This window comes from Streptomyces sp. NBC_00986 (assembly GCF_045162565.1).
Lineage (GTDB): Bacteria > Actinomycetota > Actinomycetes > Streptomycetales > Streptomycetaceae > Streptomyces.
On sequence record NZ_CP108733.1, the window covers coordinates 1,250,313 to 1,271,359 of the forward strand.

Here is a 21,047-nt window from a genome sequence, read left to right on the forward strand (position 1 = left end):
GTACATGACAGTTGACGGCTCGGTCGAGCACACGGACGGCAGCACCGGCGGCGAGAGCGTCCCGACCACTCAGGCGGTGCTGGAGTCACTGACCCCGAGCGCGACCTTCCTCGTCGTCACCGTGGAGCCGGGCGGCGAGGAGACGGCACGCCAACTCCTCGAAGACCTCGGCGGGTTGATCCGGTCCATCGGGTTCCGCGCGCCGGACGGGCGGCTCAGCTGTGTGACCGGCATCGGGTCGGAGGTGTGGGACCGGCTGTTCGTCGGCCCGCGCCCCGCCGAGCTGCACCCGTTCCGCGAACTCGTCGGCGAACGGCACACCGCCGTCTCCACCCCCGGCGACCTGCTGTTCCACATCAAGGCCGTACGCGCCGACCTGTGCTTCGAGTTGGCGACCGAGATCATGGGGCGGCTGGGTAGCGCGGTCGCCGTGGCCGACGAGGTGTCCGGGTTCCAGTACTTCGACGTGCGCGATCTGCTGGGCTTCGTCGACGGCACCGAGAACCCGGTCGGTCGGGCGGCCCGCGAGGCGGTGGTGATCGGCGGCGAGGACCCGGAGTTCGCGGGCGGCAGCTATGTGATCGTGCAGAAGTACGTCCACGACATGGCGGCCTGGAACGCGCTGCCGGTGGAGCAGCAGGAACGGGCCATCGGGCGCAGCAAGTTGACCAACATGGAGATGGACGACGACGTCAAGCCGGCCGACTCGCACATCGCGCTGAACGTCATCACCGGCCCGGACGGCACCGAGCGGAAGATCCTGCGCGACAACATGCCGTTCGGCAGCGCGGGCCAGGGCGAGTTCGGCACCTACTTCATCGGGTACGCCCGCACGCCCTCGGTCACCGAGCAGATGCTGCGCAACATGTTCCTGGGCACCGACTCCGCGTCCCACGACCGCATCCTGGACTTCTCGACGGCCGTCACCGGAAGCCTTTTCTATGTCCCGTCCGCAGACTTCCTGGACGACCTTCCGGACGTTCCCGACCGTTCGGACGGGTGACGCCGGGCGCGACTGAGAGCCGCCTGTGGGGGCGCTGTACGCGGCGCGGGAAAATTCAGCGGTGGGCCAAGACCCGTACATCGCAAGGGTGTTGACGTGCACACACCTGACTGCGAAGGTCTGGACCTGGCGCATCCAGTAGCGCCCCCACAGCTCAGAACTGGAGTCGGCGTGCCCGAACTGACACCCCCCACCGACAACTCCGCGAGAGCGGCGAAGCCCCGGAGCCGACGTCTTCGCCGCTCCGCCGTCGTCACCGTCCTCGGTGCGCTGGCCCTCGTGGTCGGACAGGCGACGGCCGCCCAGGCCTCCGTGCTGACGGCGCTCCCGCAGAACGCGGACGGCCTGGAGCAGACCTTCTCCCCGGCCTACGACTACGACGGCGACGGCTGCTACGCCACGGCCGCCATCGGCACCGACGGCACCATCAACCCCGGGCTGAAGCTCGGCGGTGACGTCAACGGGCACTGCCACGACCTCGCCCAGCTGAACAACTCCAACACGTACTCCCGTGAGAAGTGCAACAACGACTGGTGTGCGGTGATGTACGCCAGTTACTTCGAGAAGGACCAGGTCACGCTGGGTCCGGCGGCCATCGGGCACACCCACGACTGGGAGCACGTCGTGGTGTGGATCAAGGACAACACGGTCCAGTACGTGTCGGTGTCGCAGCACTCCGCGTACCAGGTGTCGGCGGCCTCGGGGGTGCGCTTCGACGGCACACACCCCAAGATCGTCTACCACAAGGACGGCATCGGCTCGCACGACTTCCGCTTCGCCAACACGAACGACGAGCCCGCGGAGAACGCCACCGGCAACTGGTTCTACCCGCGTCTGGTGGGCTGGAACGGCTACCCGGCGGGCCTGAAGGACAAGCTCCTGGCCGCGGACTTCGGCTCGGCCACCCTCAAGATCAGGGACAGCGACTTCAACTACGCCCTGTCCATCGCCGAGCCGTCCGGCATCTCGTTCGACCCGAACGCGTGATGCGGGCCCGGTCCCGGAACCACTGTCACGGGCGGGTCTCGTAGCGCGGTTTCGGGGCCGGGTGGATGTTCTGATTGAGGCGGAAGACGTTGTCCGGGTCGCGGTCGGCCTTGATGCGGGCCAGCCGGTCGTAGTTGCCCCGGTAACTGGCCCGGACACGTTCCTGTCCCTCGTCCATCATCATGTTCACGTAGGCGCCGCCCGCCGAGTACGGGTGCAGGGCCTCCTGGTAGTCGACGGCCCACGTCTTGACGAGTCCGGCGTTGGCGGGGTCCCGGTCGACGCCGGCGAACACGGACGCCCAGCGTGCGTCGCGATACGCCCACGGGGTCTCGTCGTTGCCGACGTCGTGGGCCGCGCCGTCGATCGGGTAGAGGTGCATCGTCGACTGCGGGGTCGGGACCTCCGCGCCGAACTTGGCATGCAGCTCCACGGCCTCGTCGGGGATGTCGTTGACGAAGTCGGCCCGCCAGTACCACTGGTCGCCGGGCGGGTAGAGCCCGTCGAACATGCCCTGCATGTCCGGGTGTTGCATCGGTCCGGCCGCGTGCAGGAGGGGTGCGGGCAGCGCGTCGAGCAGGGGTGCCATCGCGCGTGCGGCGGCCTCGGTGTCGCCGCCGGTGTAGCACCACACGACGCCGGCCGTCTTGCGCAGCTGTATCTCCTCGGGGAACGGCGGGGCGGGCGGGACGCTGCCGTGCAGGAAGAACGCGTTCAGCTCGCGGGGCGCGTTCGGCAGGAAGTCCCGGTAGGCGGTGAGGACTTCGGCGCTGATCTCGACCGGCCAGAAGGTGGGCCCGGCGACGACCGTGCTCACCTCGTGCAGCCGGAACAGGAACGAGGTGACGACCCCGAAGTTGCCGCCACCGCCCCGGACCGCCCAGAACAGGTCGGTGTTCTCCTCGGCGCTCGCCCGCACCCGACTCCCGTCGGCGAGGACGAGATCGGCCGCCAGCAGGTTGTCGATGGTCAGCCCGCACTTACGGGTCAGGTGTCCGAGCCCGCCGCCGGTGGCGAGACCGCCGACGCCGGTGGTGGAGATGATGCCGCTGGGCGTGGCGAGTCCGTGCGCGTTGGTGGCCCGGTCCACCTCGCCCCACACACAACCGCCGCCGACCCGTACCGTGCGCGCCTCGGGGTCCACCTGGATGCTCTTCAGCGGTGAGAGGTCGGCGACCACTCCACCGTCGACGGTGCCGAGTCCGGCCCCGTGATGCCCGCCTCCCCGTACCGCGAGGGGCAGTTCGTGGGCGCGGGCGAAGCCGATCACACTGGCCACGGCGTCCGCGTCGGCGCAACGGGCGATGAGAGCAGGCCGTTTGTCGATCATCGCGTTGTAGACGGCGCGGGCCTCCGGGTAGCCGGCGTCGTCCGGCCCGATCAACTCACCGGCGAACTCGGTCAGTTCACGGCGAGCGGCTTGTGCGGGTGTGCTGGACATGCGGTCCCCCGATTCGTGGTGCTCTGCATGACCTGCTCGTTCTATGCCGCCCGGAACGGTGCGGTCATCCGTGCGCATCACCCAGCTCGGCGCCGGCGGGTACCTACGTTTCGCCGTCCGGCACCAGCCCGAGTTCCGCGGCCCGGGCCGCGGCCTGCCGCCTCGTGGGTGCGTCCAGCTTCTCCAGTACGGCCCGCACGTGGTTGTCGACGGTACGGACCGACACCACGAGCCGGTCGGCGATCTCCGGGTTCGTCAGGCCGTCCACGAGCAGCCGTACGACCTGGAGTTGGCGCCCGGTGAGACCGCCCGGGTTGCCCCGGGTCGCCGCGTGCGGGCCGCGCGGGACACGGCGGACGCCGAGCTCGCGCAGCTCGGTGCGGACGAGGCGGGCGAGGGGTTCGGCGCCGAGCGCGTCGAGTTCGGCGAGGGCGATGAGCTTGTCGGCCGGGGCGGGGCTCTCCGCGAGCGCGGCGGCGTGTTCGTAGGGGCAGCCCGCCTGTTGCCACAGGTCTGCCGCCCGCTTCCACTCCCCGGCCGCCTGCAACGCGTACGGGTGGTCGCTCTCGTCGACGGCCACCGGGTGCCCGACCTTCCTGAGCCAGTAGCCGAGTTCGGCCCGGTACGGCCCGTAGTCCAGCCGCCCCGCCTGCTCGTGGACCGGCCCCGCCGCCGCGATCACCGCCGCGTGGTCGCCCCGCAGCCAGGCCGCCTCCGCCCGTGCCGCCGCCACCGGGCCCGTGCGCTGCAACTCCCCGGTCCGTACGGCGATCTCCCGGGCCTGGGTGAGGAGTTCGTCCGCGCCCGGCCTGCCGCACCGGATGCGCACGCGGGCCAGGACGGTCAGCGCGGGACAGCGGGCCGGTACGAAGTCGTGCATCCCGTACTCGGCCTGCCGCTCGGCGTCGCCCCAGTCACCGGCGGCGAGCCGGCGCATGGCCTGCTCGACGTGGAGGTAGTTGAGGAACCCCAAGTGCTCGGCGCGGTCGGCGAGTTCCATCGCCGGGGGCAGATAGCGGTCGGCCTCGGCATAGCGGAGGTTGTCGAGGAGGGACCAGATGATGTTGGCGTAGGACCGGCAGGCGTGTTCGACCTCGCCCGCGGCCAGCGCCACCGCGAGGCTCTCCTCGACCTGCCGTCGCCCGTCCGGGTCGCCGCTGCGCCAGCGGGCGGTGCCCACGTTGTTGAGGGCGTGGGCGAGGATCGCGGGGTCGTCCGCGCGGCGGGCCAGGGCGATGGCGCGCTCGCCGTGTGCGATGGCCTCGGCGTACCGGTCGGACAGCATCCGCAGCTGGGCGGTGTTGCTGAGCGCGAGGGCCAACAGCCGGTCGTCACCGGCGTGTTCGAGCACGGCGATGGCTTCCTTCGCCGCGTCCTCGGCTTCCGTCGCGTGGCCCGCCCACCAGTGGATGCGGGACAGCCAGCGCAGATCGGCGCCGAGGGTGAGCGTGTCGCCGAGGGAGCGGCGCAGGGCCACGGCCTCGCGCTGGGCGGCGACGGCCTCGACGGAGTCGGCGATGGTGTAGCACTCCACCGCGTAGCGTTCGAGCAGGTCGGCGAGTTCGGCGGGGGTGTAGCGCTGCCGTTGCCGCAGTACGAGCCGGAGATGGGCGGCGGCCTCGCGGTGGGCGCCCGCCTCGGTGGCGTCGCGGGCCGCGCGGGGGCCGTAGCGGGCGATGGCGTCCTGGTCGCCGACCTGTGCGGCGTGGTGGACGACGCGGGCCGGGTCGGAGCCCGGGCGGAGCATGAGGGCGGTGAGCACATCGCGGTTGAGGTCGATGCGCCGGGCCGCGGGCAGGGAGTCGACGACGGCGCGGCGGATCAACTCGTGGCGGAACGCCACCCGTTCGGGGGTCACGGCGAGGAGCCCGCGCTGTTCGGCCACGGCCAGCACGGCGACGCCGCCGATCAACAGCGTGTCCACGAGGGACCGTTCGACCGCGGAGGGCACGACGGCCAGCTGCTCCAGCGCGTCTACGGTCCGGCCGTCGAGTCCGCGCAGCCGGGCGAGCACGGCGTCGACGACGGTCGGGGGCACTCCCCCGGTGCCGCCGGCGGCGAGGACCTCGGTGACGAAGAAGGGGTTGCCCGAGGTCACCTCGTAGACCTCGGCCGGGTCGAGCCGGCTGGCCGAACCGAGCGTGCGGACGGCCGACTTGGAGAGGCGGGCCAGCGGCAGCCGGTGCACGCGGTCCGTGCGGGAGACCTCGCCGAGGAGGTGCCGCAGCGGGTGCTCGCGGCTCAACTCGTCGTCCCGGTAGGTGAGGACGAGTACGGCGGGCAGCCGATGCATGCGCCGGACCAGGAAGCGCAGGGCGTCCAGCGATGCCTCGTCGGCCCAGTGGACGTCCTCCACGACGAGCACCGCCGGATGCGGTACACCGGCCAGCTCCCCTTGCAGGGCTTCGTAGACGCGGTGGCGGTCGCCGCCCTCCATGACGGCCCGGGCGAGTTCGGTGCCGACGCTTCCGACGAGGTCGCGGAACGGGCCCAGGGGGCGGCGGGTGACGAGGTCGTCGCACTGGCCCAGGAGGATGCGCGTGCCGTACGGCAGCCGGTCCGGCATGGCCTTCACCAGGCTCGACTTGCCGATGCCCGCCTCGCCGAGGACGAGCGCCACAGAGCCGGCCCCGTCCGCCGCCTCACGTGCGGCCGATGCCAGTCGTGCCAGTTCGGGCTCACGCTCCAGGATCCCCCGATCCACGCCGCCGATTGTCCCACTCCGCGCGAACTCCGGTACCGGTGTCACACTTCGGCCCTCCCCCGCCCTCTTGAGTGCAGACACTCACGGGAGGCGCTCATGACCAGGACCGAACCGGCCGGGACGACCACAGAGCACCTGATCGAACTCTCGGCCGGGCCCGTCGCGTACGAGGACACCGGCGGCGACGGTCCCGTCCTGATGCTGCTGCACGGGCTGTTGATGGACGCCTCGCTGTGGGACGCCCCGATCGCCCAACTGACCCCCGCTCACCGGTGCGTGGCCCCGACTCTCCCCCTCGGCGCGCACCGCCACCCGATGCGCACGGACGCCGATCTGTCGTTGCCCGGGGTGGCCCGGCTCGTCGCCGAGCTCCTCGACCGGCTGGAGCTGCGGGACGTCACGCTCGTCGGGAACGACACGGGCGGCGCGCTGGTGCAGTTGCTGATGGCGGAGGGGACCGCGCGCGTGGGGAGGGTGGTGCTCGTCTCCTGCGAGGCGTTCGACAACTTCCCGCCGGGTCTGACGGGTCGGACCCTCGTACTCGCGGGGCGTCTTTCGCCGTGGCTGTTCGGGCAGTTCATGCGACAGATGCGGGTGCGCGCGCTGCGCCGTCTGCCGTTCGCGTTCGGGTGGCTGACGAAGCGCGGGGACGCGGTCACCGCGCGGTGGACGGAGCCGGTGCGGCGGCAGCCGGAGATCCGCCGTGATGCCGTACGGGTACTGCGCGCGGCGGCGGCGAACGGGCGCCGTCTGCTGGAGCAAACCGCCCTGCGGCTGCGGGAGTTCGACCGTCCCGCACTGGTGGTGTGGGCGAGTCAGGACCGGGTGATGCCGCCCGAGCACGGGCGGCGGCTGGCCGAACTCCTGCCGCGGGGACGGCTGGTGGAGGTGGCCGAGGGTTACACGCTGCTCCCACTGGACCGGCCCGCCGAACTCGCCCGGCTCATCGGCGAGTTCGTACGCGCGACCGCGCCGCCCGCACGGGCCTGATCTGGTGCCCGCGGCGCGGCTTGGGGGCGTCGAGCATGCTGACGCCGTTGAAGTTGCGGCCGTGCAGGTAGAACGTGGGCCCGGCGACGAAGGTGACGACGACGGCGACGACGCTGATCGGGAAGAGGACGGGGAGCGACTGACCCTCGGGGAGGGTCTTGCCGCCCTCGTGGATCGCGTAGGCGAGGGCGGCGAAGAACACGACCGCGCACACGATCCCGATGACACGCATGACGGCCGCGAGCGTGCGGGTGGTGGCCTGGTCGCGGACCTCGGCCAGCAGGGACGCCGAGCACTCGGTGCAGGTCAGCTCCACCGTGTGCTTGCCCGACGGAGGCCGCTTGACCGTGTAGTGCGCGGAGGTCCAGGTGATCGTGCGTGTCTTCGGTGTGAGGAGTCCGCCCGTGACCTTGTCACTGAGTATGTGCCGGACTGCGACCTCTGCGGTCCCCGCTGTGCTCATGGTTCCTCCGACACGCCGCCCCGACGATCATCACGAATCTCGCACAGTGTGACCTGTGAGAACCGGCCACTCAATGGTCCTGGTGATTTCTTTTCCTTCGCCTACAACTTCTCAACTCAGCCATGACGGGCGGGACTTCTCCGGTCGCACCTCTTGACGGCTTTGGTGCAGACCTTTAGGTTCACCAGCCAACAGACCTCCCATGAATGCATTCCACGCTCACATATGTGAACACTCGTGTTCACCTCTCACCGCCCTTCAAGCCGGCGGCGTCCACCCCCCACCCAGGACGAAAGGCCCCCTCGTCATGCAACGCCTCGCCCTGCGCTGCGCCCTCGCCCTCTCCCTCGGCCTCACCGCCGTCGGCACCCTCGCAGCCCCCTCCGCCTCGGCCGCGACCGGCACCATCACCGGCCTCGGCGGCAAGTGTCTCGACGTCGCCGGCGCGAGTTCCGCCGACGGCACGGCCGTACAGATCTACGACTGCAACGGAACGGCCGCCCAGCAGTGGACGGTCGGCTCCGACGGAACCATCAGAGCCCTCGGCAAGTGCCTTGACGTCACCGGCAATTCGACGGCCAACGGCGCCCAGCTCCAGCTGTGGACGTGCGGCGGCAGCGCCAACCAGCAGTGGACGGTCAGCGCCGCGCGCGACATCGTGAACCCGGCCGCGAACAAGTGCCTGGACGTCACCGGCAGTTCCACGGCCAACGGCACCCGCACCCAGATCTGGACCTGCTCCGGCGCCGCCAACCAGAAGTGGACCGCGCCCGCATCGGGCGGCACGACCCCGCCCACGACCGCACCGATGGCCGTGGCCCCGTACCTGTACAACGGCTGGGGAAACCCGCCCAGCCCCACGACTGTCATGAACGCGACCGGCGTGAAGTGGTTCACGCTGGCGTTCGTCCTGAGCAACGGCTACTGCAACCCGCAGTGGGACGGCGGCCGCGCGCTGACCGGCGGGGTCGACCAGTCGACCATCAACACCGTGCGGGCCAACGGCGGCGATGTCGTCCCGTCCTTCGGCGGCTACAGCGGCAACAAGCTGGAGAGCTCCTGCTCCAGCGCGAGTGAGCTGGCGGCGGCCTACCAGAAGGTCATCAGCGCCTACTCCCTCAAGGCCATCGACATCGACATCGAGGCCGACGCGTACAGCAACGGGACGGTGCAGCAGCGGACCGTGGACGCGCTGAAGACCGTCAAGGCCAACAACCCCGGCATCAAGGTGTACGTCACCATCGGCACCGGCCAGAGCGGTCCCGACACGAGCCTCATCAACCGGGCCGCGTCCTCCGGACTGACCGTGGACGCGTGGACGATCATGCCGTTCGACTTCGGCGGCGCGGGCCAGAACATGGGCACGCTCACCCAGCGGGCCGCCGAGGGCCTCAAGACCGCGCTGAAGAACGCGTACGGCTACAGCGACGACGCGGCCTACCGGGACATGGGCATCTCGTCCATGAACGGCATCACCGACAACAACGAGACCGTCACCACCGCCGACTTCCAGACCATCCTCGGCTACGCGCAGACGCACCACCTCGCGCGGCTGACGTTCTGGTCGGCCAACCGTGACCGTCCCTGCTCGGGCGCCTACCCGAACGACGACACGTGCTCGGGCGTGAGCCAGAGCAACTGGCAGTTCACCAGCATCTTCGCCCAGTACACCGGCTGACCGCCGCCCCCTCCGACCTTTTCTCCCCAACCCCCCATCACCACAGGAGAATCCGTGCTCAGACGGAAGAGACTGACCGGCCGCCACGCCATACCGAGAGCGCTCACGGCGGTCGCGCTCGTGGCGACCACCGTGACCGGAATCGAGTTCGCCACGCAGGCCTCGGCGAGCGCGGCGAACACGGCAGCCGCCGCGATCCCGACCGGGTACACGACCGTGGTCAACAAGGGCAGCGGCAAGTGCGTCGACGCCCGCTCGGCCGCGAGTGCCGACGGCACCGCCGTCCAGCAGTACACGTGCAACGGAAGCACCGCGCAGAACTGGCAGTTGGTCGCCACCGACAGCGGCTACTACCGGGTGAACAGCAACCTGAACGCGGCCGAGGCCTGGGACGTCACCGGCGTCTCGACCGCCGACTCCGCGCTCATCCAGCTGTGGACGTACTCCAGCGGCGCAAACCAGCAGTGGCTGCCGGTCGCCGAGGCCGACGGCGCCTACCACTTCGTCAACCGCAACAGCGGCAAGTGCCTGGACGTGCCGAGCGCATCCACCGCGGACAGCGTGCAGTTGGCGCAGTACACCTGCAACGGCACGGCCGCACAGTCCTTCACGCTCGGCAGCGTCTCGACGAACCCGCCGGGGACCCCCGACTTCGGCCCCAACGTGACGGTGTTCGACCCGTCGATGTCGGCGTCCAGCATCCAGTCCAAGCTGGACTCGGTCTTCAACCAGCAGCAGACCAACCAGTTCGGCTCGGCCCGCCAGGCCCTGCTGTTCAAGCCGGGCACGTACAGCGCGAACGCCAACGTCGGCTTCTACACGCAGGTCGCCGGTCTCGGCTTCTCGCCGGACGACGTGACCATCAACGGCGCGGTGCACGCGGAGGCCGACTGGTTCCAGGGCAACGCGACCCAGAACTTCTGGCGCGACGCCGAGAACCTGTCGGTCAACCCCACTGGTGGCACCGACCGTTGGGCCGTCTCACAGGCCGCCCCGTACCGGCGCATGCACGTGCGCGGCAACCTCGCGCTGGACGACGGTGGTTGGTCCAGCGGCGGCTTCATCTCCGACACCAAGGTCGACGGCCAGATCCAGTCCGGCTCGCAGCAGCAGTTCCTCACCCGGAACTCCACGATGGGCAGTTGGTCCGGCTCCAACTGGAACATGGTCTTCGTCGGCGACCAGGGCGCACCCGCCCAGTCCTTCCCGACGTACACCAACGTCGCCAGCTCCCCGACGATCCGCGAGAAGCCCTTCCTGTACGTCGACAGCGCGGGCGCCTACCAGGTGTTCGTGCCCGGGCTGCAGTCCAACGCCGTGGGTACGACGTGGAGCGGGAAGACCCCGGCGGGCAAGTCCCTGCCGATCGACCAGTTCTACATCGTCAAGCCCGGTGCCACCGCGGCCGACATGAACACCGCGCTCGCGGCCGGCAAGAACCTCCTGGTCACCCCGGGCGTCTACCACCTCAACCAGACGCTCAACATCACCCGCCCCGACACGGTCGTGCTGGGCATGGGCCTGGCCACCTTCGTACCGGACGGCGGGATCACCGCGATCTCCACCGCCGACGTGGACGGCATCGAGCTGGCGGGCCTGCTGATCGACGCGGGCACCACCAACTCGGCCACCCTGGTGCAGATCGGCCCGTCCGGCTCGACGGCGACCCACGCGTCCGACCCGACGCAGTTGTCCGATGTCTTCGTCCGCATCGGCGGCGCGACCGTCGGCAAGGCCACCAACTCCCTTGTCATCAACAGCGCCAACACGATCATCGACCACACCTGGATCTGGCGGGCCGACCACGGCAACAGCGGCACGGTCGGCTGGACCACCAACACGGCTGACACCGGGCTGATCGTCAACGGCGCCAACGTGACGGCGTACGGCCTCTTCGTCGAGCACTTCCAGAAGACCCAGGTCGTCTGGAACGGCAACGGCGGCAGAACGTACTTCTTCCAGAACGAGATGCCCTACGACCCGCCGAACCAGGCCTCCTGGATGAACGGCTCCGGCAAGGGCTACCCCGCCTACAAGGTCGCCGCCAACGTAACCAGCCACGAGGCATGGGGACTTGGCAGCTACTGCTACTTCAGCAGCAATTCGAGCGTGGTCGCCGACCATTCCTTCGAGGTGCCGAGCGTGTCCGGGGTCAAGTTCCACGACATGGTGACCGTCTCGCTGGGCGGAGTCGGCACGATCAGCCACATCATCAACAGCACCGGCGGACCGTCCAACTCCAGTACCAATGTCGCCTACTTGACCAACTACCCGTAGACCGCACGGAAAGGATCGATCAGAAGATGAACACCGTCAGATCCGGTTCCACGCGCGCGGCCCTGCGGGTCCTGCTCCTCCTCGCGACGCTGATGGGCCTCGCGGTGACACCGACCGCAGCCCACGCGAGCACCGCGGCCACGCCGTTCAAGGTTCTCGGCCTCTACAGCGGTACGTACGACGCGGCGCACATCGACTTCGAGAAGGAGGCGAACGTCTGGTTCCCGCAGCAGGCCGCGGCGAACGGCTACACCTACACGTCCAGCACCAACTGGGACCTGCTCGCCAACGGCGGGGTCAACGCGTACCAAGTCGTCCTGTTCCTCGACGACCTGCCGCAGACGTCCGCCCAACGCACCGGTTTCGAGGCGTACATGAGGGGTGGCGGCGGCTTCATGGGCTTCCACGTCTCCGCCTTCACGACGGACGCGGCGAGCTGGTCCTGGTACCACAACACGTTCCTCGGCTCGGGGAACTTCGTGTCCAACACCTGGGGTCCAACGGCGGTGACCCTGAAGGTGGAGGACCATTCGATCCCGCCCACCGCAAGCCTGCCGGCCACGTTCACCTCGTCGGTCAGCGAGTGGTACAGCTGGTCCAACGATCTGCGACAGAACCCGGACATCAAGATCCTGGCGTCGATCGACCCGAGCAGCTTCCCGGTCGGCACGGATCCCAACCAGTCCTGGTACAGCGGGTACTACCCGATCATCTGGACCAACACGAAGTACAAGATGCTGTACGCGAACTTCGGCCACAACGCGATGAACTACACGACCAACACCCGCCTGTCGTCGACGTTCGCGAGCGCGACCCAGAACCAGTTCCTGCTGAACGGGCTCAAGTGGCTGGGCGGAGGCGACACTTCGACGCCGCCGACGGACACCCCGATCTCCGAGACGTCCTGGTACTCCGTGCAGAACGGCGGCAACGGCACCTGCATTGACGCCCGTTCGGCGGCAACGGCCAACGGGACGGCGATCCAGCAGTACGCCTGCAACGGTACGGCGGCGCAGCAGTACCAGTTCCGCTCCACGGACAGCGGGTACATGGAGATCACCGCGCGGGGCAACCCCGCACAGGTCATCGACGTGACCGACCGCTCGACGGCGGACAACGCGCCGTTGCAGCTGTGGGCCTACTCCGGCGGCACGAACCAGCAGTGGCAGCCCGTGAAGGAGACCAGCGGCCGCTACCACTTCGTCGCCCGGCACAGCGGCAAGTGCCTGACCGCCGCCACGGCGGCGACGAACAGTGTCCAGCTCACCCAACGGACCTGCGACGGCTCCACCGCGCAGGCCTTCCAGCTCGCCGTGCAGTCCTGAGCCTGCACGGCGACCAGGGGCGTCTCCGCCGCATCGCGTGTCGATGCGGCGGAGGCGCCCCTTTGTTTCCCCCGCTCCCGTCGGCATGTTTTCGCCGCTAACAGAGAACTGTTGTCAGCGATACGAATTCCTGTTATCGTCGATTACATGAACACGAGATCGCTGATAATCGAGGCGGCGGCGGAGCTGATCGCCCAGTCGCCGAGCGGCGACGTCTCGACGCGCGCGGTGTGCGAGGCGGCGGGAGTCCAACAGCCCGTGCTGTACCGGCTGTTCGGCGACAAGGACGGGCTGCTTGCGGCGACGGTCGACCATGTCTGGGACCAGTACCTGGAGACGAAGCGCGCCGCCGAGAAGTCCGACGACCCACTGCGGGACCTCCGGGCCGGCTGGGACAGCCACACCGCGTTCGCACTGGCGCACCCCAACGCCTACAAGCTGATGTTCGCCCCGGCGCTCCGTTCCGTACCCGCGGCGGCGGAGGAAGCGATGCGCATCCTCCGCGGGGACCTCGAGCGGCTCGCCGCGCAGGGCCGTCTCCGTGTCGCACCGGAGATCGCGGCACGCATGGTCATGTCGGCCAACACCGGGGTGTCCCTGGCGCTGATCACCCGTCCCACGCTGTATCCGGACTCCGGCCTGTCGAGGCTGGTCCGCGACGCGATCCACCAGGCGATCCTGCTCGACCCCGCGGCGGACACCACGGCCGCGGACGCCCGCGTCGCAGCCGCGACCACGCTGCTCTCGTCCCTCGACGATCTCACCCCCGAACCGTTCACCCCCGCGGAGTCGGCCCTGCTCGGGCAGTGGCTCACGCAGATCCCCGTCTCCCCGCAGCACCCCACCTCACGGAAGGCCCCTCACCATGACTGACACCGACACCCCCACCCGCGTCGCCCTGGTCACCGGCGGCTCCGGCGGCATCGGCCGCGCGGTCGCCGAGCGCCTCGCCAAGGACGGCATCGCGGTCGGCGTGCACTACGCCGGCAACAAGTCCCGCGCCGACGAGACGGTCGCCGCGATCACCGCGGCCGGCGGCCGGGCCGTCCCGGTCGGCGGCGACGTGGCCGACGAGCAGGAGATGGCCGCCGCCTTCGACGCGGTCGAGGCGGAGTTCGGCGGCATCGACGTGGTCGTCAACACCGCCGGGATCATGGTCCTTTCGCCCATCGCCACCATGAATCTCGACGACCTCGACCGCATGCACCGCACCAACATCCGCGGCACGTTCGTCGTCTCCCAGCAGGCGGCCCGCCGGGTGCGCAGCGGCGGCGCGATCATCAACTTCTCCACCACCGTCACCCGCACCAAGTTCCCGACGTACGGCGGCTATGTGGCGAGCAAGGCCGCGGTCGAGGCGATGACCCTGGTCCTGGCCCGCGAGCTGCGCGGCAAGGACATCACCGTCAACACGGTCGCCCCCGGCCCCACCGCCACACCCCTCTTCCTCAACGGCAAGGACGAGGCGACGGTCCAGAACCTCGCCAAGGCCGCCCCGCTGGAGCGCCTCGGCGCCCCGGACGACATCGCGGAGTCGGTGGCGTTCCTGGCCGGTCCGGCGCGCTGGATCAACGGCCAGGTGCTGTACGCCAACGGCGGACTGGCCTGAGCCTCCACCCACCCAAGGAGTGAATCCCATGAACAACATCATCGTGATCACCGGCGCCTCCAGCGGCTTCGGCGCCCTCACCGCCCGCACTCTCGCGCGCCGGGGCAACACCGTCTACGCCGGCATGCGCCAGACCGACACCCGTAACGCGCCCCAGGTCCGGGCAGCCGCCGACTACGCCAAGGAACACGGCGTCGACCTGCGCTCCGTGGAACTCGACGTGAACGCACAGTCCTCCGTCGACGCGGCGATCGACCAGGTCGTCTCCGAACACGGCCGCATCGACGTCCTGATCCACAACGCCGGCCACATGGTCACCGGACCGGCCGAGGCCTTCACGCCCGTACAGCTCGCCGAGCTGTACGACGTCAACGTCCTCTCCACCCAGCGCGTCAACCGCGCCGCGCTGCCTCATCTGCGCAAGGCCGGCCGGGGTCTGGTGATCTGGGTGTCGAGTTCGAGCGTCAAGGGCGGCACCCCGCCGTATCTGGCGCCGTACTTCGCCGCCAAGGCCGCCATGGACTCCCTCGCCGTCAGCTACGCGGCCGAGCTGGCCCGTTGGGGTGTGGAGACGTCCATCGTGGTGCCCGGTGCGTTCACCAGCGGCACGAACCACTTCGCCCACGCCGGGCACCCCGCGGACGACGCGGTGGCTGCGGAGTACGAGACGCGATACACCGGTCTGATGAGCCAAGTCGCCGAGAAGCTCGCGGCGTTGGAGCCCGAGGGCGCGGACGCCTCGTCGGTCTCGGACGAGATCGCCCGCATCGTCGCGCTCCCGTCCGGACAGCGCCCGTACCGGGTGCACATCGACCCGTCCGACGACGGCTCCGAGGCGGTCTCCGTCGTGGCCGACCGCATCCGCCGCGAGTTCCTGACCCGCGTCGACCTCGCGGACCTGCTCTCCGTGCACCCTGCGGCCGCCTGATCCACCCGACCGTCTACGAGGTCACCGCGTCCGCCACGTCCCGCCGATACGACTCCCCGCCCCCGAACAACTCCTCGGACACGGCCCGTACGGCGTTGACGACCAGCGGAGCGACAAGTTCCAGTGGCGCGCGGCCGTCGCCGACGACCGAGATCGCGCCGACCGGGCCGTCGGGTCCGCGCAGGGCGAGGCCGACGCAGCCGAGGTCGGGGAAACACTCGCCCCGGTCGATCGCGAGTCCGCTACGACGGCGTACGGTGCCCAACTCCCGGTGCAGGAGGTCGAGTCGGCCGATGCTGTGCGAGGTGCGGCACTCCATCGCCTTCTGGTAGCGGGCGTCGATCTCCTCCGGACTCAGCCAGGCCAGCATCGCCTTGCCGAGGCCGGTGCAGTGGGCGACCGCGCGCCCGCCGACCCGGGAGGGGATGTCGACCGCGGCACGGCCACCCACCTTGTCGAGGTAGTAGATCTCCGGGCCGTCGAGCACGGCGAGATGGACGACCATCTTCGTCCGGACCGCCAGGTCGAGGAGTTGGGGCGCTGCCGCCGCGCGCAGCGTGCTGTGCCCGATCTCCCGCCCGCCCAGACCGAGCGCCCGCGGCCCCAGCGCGTACCCGGCGACCGTGTGGTGCAGCCAGTCCAGGCGCACCAGTTGGTCGAGGATCCGGTGGGTCGTGGAGCGCGGTAGGTGGGTCCGGCGGGACACCACTTCGAGGGTGAGGTGTGTCTGGGGCCGCTCGAAGAGGTCCATGATCAGCGTCACGCGCTCCATCATCGACGGCGGCAGCGCATGCCGGTCGGCCTCGTATCGCGGGTCCAGGCGAAGGGCAGACGTCATCGTCAATGCCTCTCTGCTCAAACTGAAATCAATTCTAGTTCGGCGCCTCCGTCAACGTATCAACGGCGTCGGAGACCGGCCAAGAGGCGTGCACGAGTTTATTGGTACGTCCGGTCTAAACAATGCGCGAAAGTGCCGCCCCCGGTGCACGGACCGGAGGCGGCACTGCGTGGGCGTGCGGTCAGCAGCCGCGTGTCAGGTCGAGCGCGATGTCCACGATCATGTCCTCCTGCCCGCCGACCAGTCCCCGCCTGCCGACCTCCTGAAGGATCGTGCGCGCGTCGAGGCCGTACTGTCCGGCCGCCGTCTCGGCGTGCCGCAGGAAGCTGGAGTAGGCGCCCGCGTAGCCGAGGGTCAGGGTCTCCCGGTCGACGCGCACCGGGCGGTCCTGGAGCGGGCGGACCAGGTCGTCGGCGGCGTCCTGGAGGGCGAACAGGTCACAACCGTGTTCCCAGCCAAGGAGGTTGGCGACGGCGACGAACGGCTCGATCGGGCAGTTGCCCGCGCCCGCGCCCTGTCCGGCCAGGGACGCGTCCACCCGCGTCACCCCTTCCTCCACCGCCGTGACGGAGTTGGCGACCGAGAGGGAGAGGTTCTCGTGCGCGTGGATGCCGATCTGGGTGTCCGGGTCGAGCACGTCGCGGTAGGCACGGATGCGGTCGCGTACGCCGTCCATGGTCAGCCGGCCGCCCGAGTCGGTGACGTACACGCAGTGCGCGCCGTAGGACTCCATCAGCCGCGCCTGGCGGGCGAGTTCGGCGGGGCCGGTCATGTGGGCCATCATCAGGAAGCCGGAGACGTCCATGCCGAGTTCGCGGGCGGTGGCGATGTGCTGGGCCGCCACGTCGGCCTCGGTGCAGTGGGTGGCGACGCGGACCGAGCGGACGCCGAGGGAGTACGCCTGCTTGAGTTCGGCGATGGTGCCGATGCCGGGCAGCAGCAGGGACGTCAGCGTCGCGCGGTGGATGGCGCCGGCCGCCGCCTCGATCCACTCCCAGTCGGTGTTGCTGCCGGGGCCGTAGTTGAGGCTGCCGCCCGACAGGCCGTCGCCGTGGGCGACTTCGATGGCGTCCACGCCCGCCCGGTCCAGGGCCGCGCTGATGGCGGCGACGTTCGCGGGCGTGATCCGGTGCCGGATGGCGTGCATGCCGTCCCGCAGGGTGACGTCCTGCACATAGAGCCTGGGGGTCACCGGGTCACCTCCGTGGAGAAGCGCCGGGCGATGCGCTCGGCGACCCGCAGGGCGGCCGAGGTCATGATGTCGAGGTTGCCGGCGTAGGCGGGCAAGTAGTGGGCGGCGCCCTCCACTTCGAGGAAGACGGACACCTTGGTGGTGACCTCGGAGGCGTCGCCGCTGAAGAGCGTGTGGACCGGATCACCGGCCGGGATCGGAGTGAACTGCACCTGCTGCTTGAGCCGGTAGCCGGGCACGTACTCGGCGACCGCGTCCACCATGCCCTCGACCGAGGCCCGGACCTCCTCGTGGTCCGCGTCGCCGATCAGGCAGTACACGGTGTCCCGCATGATCAGCGGCGGCTCGGCCGGGTTGAGCACGATGATCGCCTTGCCCCGTCGCGCGCCGCCCACCTTCTCGATCGCCGCGGAGGTCGTCTCGGTGAACTCGTCGATGTTGGCCCGGGTGCCGGGTCCGGCCGACTTCGAGGCGATCGACGCGACGATCTCGGCGTAGGGCACGGGTGTGATCCGGCTGACCGCGTGCACGATCGGGATGGTGGCCTGGCCGCCGCAGGTGACCAGGTTGAGGTTGTCGACGTCGTTGGCGAGGTGCTCGTCGAGGTTCACCGGCGGTACGACGTAGGGGCCGATGGCGGCGGGCGTGAGATCGATGAGCCGTTTGCCGTACGGGGCAAGGCGCTTGGCGTTCTCGACGTGCGCCTTCGCGGACGTGGCGTCGAAGACGATCCCGATGTCGTCGAAGCCGTCCATCCGGATCAGCCCGTCCACGCCCTCGTGCGTGATGGGCACCTTCAGGCGCGCGGCGCGGGCGAGGCCGTCCGAGTCCGGGTCGATACCCACCATGGCGGCCATCTCCAGGGTCTCGGACAGCCGTAGCACCTTGATCATCAGGTCGGTTCCGATGTTGCCGGAGCCGATGACGGCCACCTTGGTCTTCGTCATCCTCGGTCCTTGGGTGAGAACGTCGCGGACACCGTGCCGAGGCCGGTCAGTTCGGCCCGTACGGTGGTTCCTGGCGGGGTGGGGACGAGCGGGCCGAGCGCGCCGGAGAGCACGACCTGACCGGCCCGCAGAGGGTCGCCGAACTCCCGGGCGGTGCGCGCCAGCCACAGCAGTGCGGCGAGCGGGTCGCCGAGGCAGGCCGTGCCGTCCCCCTCCGACGCGAGCTTCCCGTCGGCGTGGAGCCGCATCGTCACGTCCCGGGGTTCGAACGCCTTCAACTCGACCTGTTGGGCGCCGAGTACGAACAACCCGCTGGACGCGTTGTCGGCGACGGTGTCCGTGATCGCGATGTCCCACTCGGCGACCCGGCTGTCCACGATCTCCAGCGCGGCGACGGCGTACGCGACCGCGGAACGGACCCGCTCGATGTCGAGATCGTCGCCGTCGAGGTCGGCGGCGAGGACGAACGCGATCTCCGCCTCGACCCTGGGTTGCAGCAGCCGTCCGCTCGGCACGGCCGGCAGTGCGCTGACGTCCATGTCGGCGAGGAGCACCCCGAAGTCGGGCCGGTCTACGCCCACTTGACGCTGTACCGCCTCGGAGGTCAGCCCGATCTTGCGGCCGACGACCGTTGCTCCGGCCTCGATCCGGTCGGCCACGATGCGCTGTTGGACGGCGTAGGCGAGGCTGATGTCGGTGGCGCCGAGCAAGTCCCGTACGGGAGCGCAGGGTTGACGGTCACGGGCCGCGCGGGTGAGCCGTCCGACCGCCTCGGACACGGCCGCCGCACGGTCCGCCACGGCCCTCGGTTCCCAAACGTCTGTCATTCGCATCCTCACCTCGTGATGGTCTCCAGCCTGGGCATCCGTGCCCGGTCACGGTCACGCGCGTTCCGCTCACCGGGACTTGATCCAGGGGTGGACAACGGGTCTCGCTCAGCGAGATGACCAGCCGGAGCCGTCGAAGTGGCTCGATACCGTCGCCGGCACATCGCGAGAGGTCGTGACGTCGAGCCGCACTCGGCCGTCGAGAAACGTCAGCGCACCTGAGGAGGTCGTCTTGGCCAACAACGAGGATGTCTACGACGTGATCGTCGTCGGGTCGGGCGGAGGTCTGGTCGGTGCCTACGCCGCGGCGTCGCGCGGCCTGCGCACGCTGGTCGTCGAGAAGACCGACCGGGTGGGCGGCACGACCGCCTACTCCGGTGCCGGTCTCTGGTACCCCGGCTCGGCGCCGATCAGGCGAGCCGGTCTGGACGAGAGCATCGAGGACGCCAGGACGTATCTCCGCGCCGTCGTCGACGACGACTCCCGGGAGCGGCTTCAGGACGCCTACCTGCGGGCCGGTGCCCAGGTGATCGACGAGCTGGAACAGAACCCGTGGTTCCGGTCGTTCGAGTACGGGCCGGTGCCGGACTACTATCCGGCGGTCGCCGGCGCCTCCCTCACAGGGCACACCATCTTCCCGCCGCAGGTCACCGTCGCCGAACTCGGTGAGCATGCCTCACTGGTGCGCACCTGCCTCCCCGCCGAGCGGTGGGGCCGGGACGAGGGCCCTGTCCTGAGCGGTGGCCGCGCGCTGATCGGCCGTACGCTCGCGGCCTTCCTGGAGACGGGCCACGGCTCGCTGCGCCTCGGCACCGCGTTCGAGAGCCTCGTCGTGGAGGACGGCAGGGTCGTCGGCGTGGAGGCGGTGAGTGACGGCGAACGGATCACGTTCCGCGCCACGGGCGGGGTGATCCTCGCCGCCGGCGGCTTCGAGCGCGATCAGGAGCTGCGCGCGAAGTACCAGCCGGTTCCGGAGCACGCGACCGAGTGGACCCACGGCGCTCCCGGCAACACGGGCGACGCGCTCCGGGCCGGGATGGCGATCGGCGCCGACACCGATCTGCTCGACGCGGCCTGGTACGTGCCGGGACTGGTGTGGCCGGACGGCCTGCCGCTCTTCCACACCGGCACCCGGGGCGGGATCTGGGTCAACGCGGCGGGCGAACGCTTCGTCAACGAGACCCGCCCCTACGACCAGGCCGGCCGCGAGATCGTCCACCTCCACGCGACCACGGGCGTCTCGCACATCCCCGCCCACTGGATCATCGACCAGCGCCAGCTCGACCGGGACAGCTTCGGCGGCCCCTACGACCAGCCGGTCCGCCCCGAGTGGTTCGCGTCCGGGGCGCTCAAGAGGGCTGATTCCCTTGAGGAGTTGGCGAAGCTGATCGACGTACCGCTCGATGCGCTGCGCGCGACCGTCGAGGAGTTCAACGGCTACGCGCAGACCGGAGTCGACGAGAGGTTCCACCGCGGCGAGACACCCTGGGACCGGATCGCCCACCATGTGCTGGGCTTCCCCGCCCTCCCCGAACTGAACCACCCGGCACCGCCCACCCCGGACTGGCCCAACCCGCTGCTGCTGCCGCTCGACACACCGCCGTACTACGTCGCGACGATCCTCCCGTCCGACATCGGGACCAAGGGCGGCCTGCGGATCGACGAGCACGCGCGCGTGCTGCGCCCGGACGGCACCCCGATCGACGGCCTGTACGCGTCCGGGAACACGGCGGCCGCGATGTCGGGACGCGTGTACCCGGGTGCGGGGACGCCGATCGGTTCGAGTGTCGCCTTCTCGTATCTGGCGGTGCTGGACATCGCGAGCGCGACAGGCTGAC

Annotated in this window: 17 protein-coding genes; 10 read left to right on the forward strand and 7 right to left on the reverse strand. The window is 70.0% G+C overall.

What is annotated here, in order from left to right:
• The first annotated feature begins 4 nt into the window (after window positions 1-4).
• Window positions 5-1,003, forward strand: coding sequence for a Dyp-type peroxidase (locus tag OG504_RS05570; RefSeq protein WP_405996260.1), 999 nt, complete (start codon window positions 5-7; stop codon window positions 1,001-1,003).
• 279 nt (window positions 1,004-1,282) lie between these two features.
• Complete coding sequence (locus tag OG504_RS05575; RefSeq protein WP_318021918.1) at window positions 1,283-1,990, forward strand: NPP1 family protein; 708 nt, start codon at window positions 1,283-1,285, stop codon at window positions 1,988-1,990.
• A 25-nt stretch (window positions 1,991-2,015) separates the two neighbouring features.
• Here the strand turns inward: OG504_RS05575 and OG504_RS05580 are convergent, their stop codons facing one another.
• Both OG504_RS05580 and OG504_RS05585 read right to left on the reverse strand, forming a co-directional pair.
• Window positions 2,016-3,431 carry an FAD-binding oxidoreductase gene (locus tag OG504_RS05580; protein ID WP_405988687.1) on the reverse strand — a complete coding sequence of 472 codons (1,416 nt, stop codon included), beginning with the start codon at window positions 3,429-3,431 and terminating at the stop codon, window positions 2,016-2,018.
• A 103-nt stretch (window positions 3,432-3,534) separates the two neighbouring features.
• A complete protein-coding gene (locus tag OG504_RS05585; protein WP_405988688.1) occupies window positions 3,535-6,135 on the reverse strand; it encodes an AAA family ATPase in 2,601 nt (866 codons plus the stop codon).
• 96 nt (window positions 6,136-6,231) lie between these two features.
• Between OG504_RS05585 and OG504_RS05590 the strand changes: the two genes are divergently transcribed.
• A complete protein-coding gene (locus OG504_RS05590; protein ID WP_405988689.1) occupies window positions 6,232-7,125 on the forward strand; it encodes an alpha/beta fold hydrolase in 894 nt (297 codons plus the stop codon).
• Here the strand turns inward: OG504_RS05590 and OG504_RS05595 are convergent.
• The gene (locus tag OG504_RS05595; RefSeq protein ID WP_405988690.1) at window positions 7,079-7,588 is read right to left on the reverse strand and encodes a hypothetical protein; all 510 of its coding nucleotides are present in this window, start codon (window positions 7,586-7,588) and stop codon (window positions 7,079-7,081) included. The genes OG504_RS05590 and OG504_RS05595 overlap by 47 nt on opposite strands.
• Before the next feature lie 307 nt (window positions 7,589-7,895).
• Between OG504_RS05595 and OG504_RS05600 the strand changes: the two genes are divergently transcribed.
• The 6 genes from OG504_RS05600 to OG504_RS05625 all read left to right on the forward strand — a co-directional run bounded on the left by OG504_RS05600 (window position 7,896) and on the right by OG504_RS05625 (window position 15,405).
• Window positions 7,896-9,266, forward strand: coding sequence for a lectin (locus OG504_RS05600; RefSeq protein WP_405988691.1), 1,371 nt, complete (start codon window positions 7,896-7,898; stop codon window positions 9,264-9,266).
• 54 nt (window positions 9,267-9,320) lie between these two features.
• The gene (locus OG504_RS05605; protein ID WP_405988692.1) at window positions 9,321-11,543 is read left to right on the forward strand and encodes an RICIN domain-containing protein; all 2,223 of its coding nucleotides are present in this window, start codon (window positions 9,321-9,323) and stop codon (window positions 11,541-11,543) included.
• Between the two features lie 26 nt (window positions 11,544-11,569).
• The gene (locus OG504_RS05610) at window positions 11,570-12,868 is read left to right on the forward strand and encodes a ThuA domain-containing protein (RefSeq protein ID WP_405988693.1); all 1,299 of its coding nucleotides are present in this window, start codon (window positions 11,570-11,572) and stop codon (window positions 12,866-12,868) included.
• 147 nt (window positions 12,869-13,015) lie between these two features.
• The gene (locus OG504_RS05615) at window positions 13,016-13,741 is read left to right on the forward strand and encodes a TetR/AcrR family transcriptional regulator (RefSeq protein WP_405988694.1); all 726 of its coding nucleotides are present in this window, start codon (window positions 13,016-13,018) and stop codon (window positions 13,739-13,741) included.
• Window positions 13,734-14,477: an SDR family oxidoreductase gene (locus OG504_RS05620; protein WP_405988695.1), complete on the forward strand. Its 744-nt coding sequence runs from the start codon at window positions 13,734-13,736 to the stop codon at window positions 14,475-14,477. The genes OG504_RS05615 and OG504_RS05620 overlap by 8 nt, the downstream gene beginning before the upstream one ends.
• A gap of 28 nt (window positions 14,478-14,505) precedes the next feature.
• Window positions 14,506-15,405: an SDR family oxidoreductase gene (locus OG504_RS05625; protein WP_405988696.1), complete on the forward strand. Its 900-nt coding sequence runs from the start codon at window positions 14,506-14,508 to the stop codon at window positions 15,403-15,405.
• Window positions 15,406-15,418: 13 nt separating this feature from the next.
• Here the strand turns inward: OG504_RS05625 and OG504_RS05630 are convergent, their stop codons facing one another.
• The 4 genes from OG504_RS05630 to OG504_RS05645 all read right to left on the reverse strand — a co-directional run bounded on the left by OG504_RS05630 (window position 15,419) and on the right by OG504_RS05645 (window position 19,209).
• Window positions 15,419-16,180, reverse strand: a complete 762-nt coding sequence (locus OG504_RS05630) for an IclR family transcriptional regulator (RefSeq protein WP_405996261.1) — start codon at window positions 16,178-16,180, stop codon at window positions 15,419-15,421.
• 244 nt (window positions 16,181-16,424) lie between these two features.
• Window positions 16,425-17,435, reverse strand: a complete 1,011-nt coding sequence (gene dmpG / locus OG504_RS05635) for a 4-hydroxy-2-oxovalerate aldolase (protein WP_405988697.1) — start codon at window positions 17,433-17,435, stop codon at window positions 16,425-16,427.
• Window positions 17,432-18,382, reverse strand: a complete 951-nt coding sequence (locus tag OG504_RS05640) for an acetaldehyde dehydrogenase (acetylating) (RefSeq protein WP_405988698.1) — start codon at window positions 18,380-18,382, stop codon at window positions 17,432-17,434. The genes dmpG and OG504_RS05640 overlap by 4 nt, the downstream gene beginning before the upstream one ends.
• Complete coding sequence (locus tag OG504_RS05645) at window positions 18,379-19,209, reverse strand: 2-keto-4-pentenoate hydratase (RefSeq protein ID WP_405988699.1); 831 nt, start codon at window positions 19,207-19,209, stop codon at window positions 18,379-18,381. The genes OG504_RS05640 and OG504_RS05645 overlap by 4 nt, the downstream gene beginning before the upstream one ends.
• Before the next feature lie 232 nt (window positions 19,210-19,441).
• On the opposite strand from OG504_RS05645, the gene OG504_RS05650 reads away from it, so the two are divergent.
• Window positions 19,442-21,046 (forward strand): FAD-dependent oxidoreductase, encoded by a 1,605-nt coding sequence (locus OG504_RS05650; RefSeq protein ID WP_405988700.1) that lies wholly within the window; start codon window positions 19,442-19,444, stop codon window positions 21,044-21,046.
• The last annotated feature ends 1 nt before the right edge of the window (window position 21,047 follow it).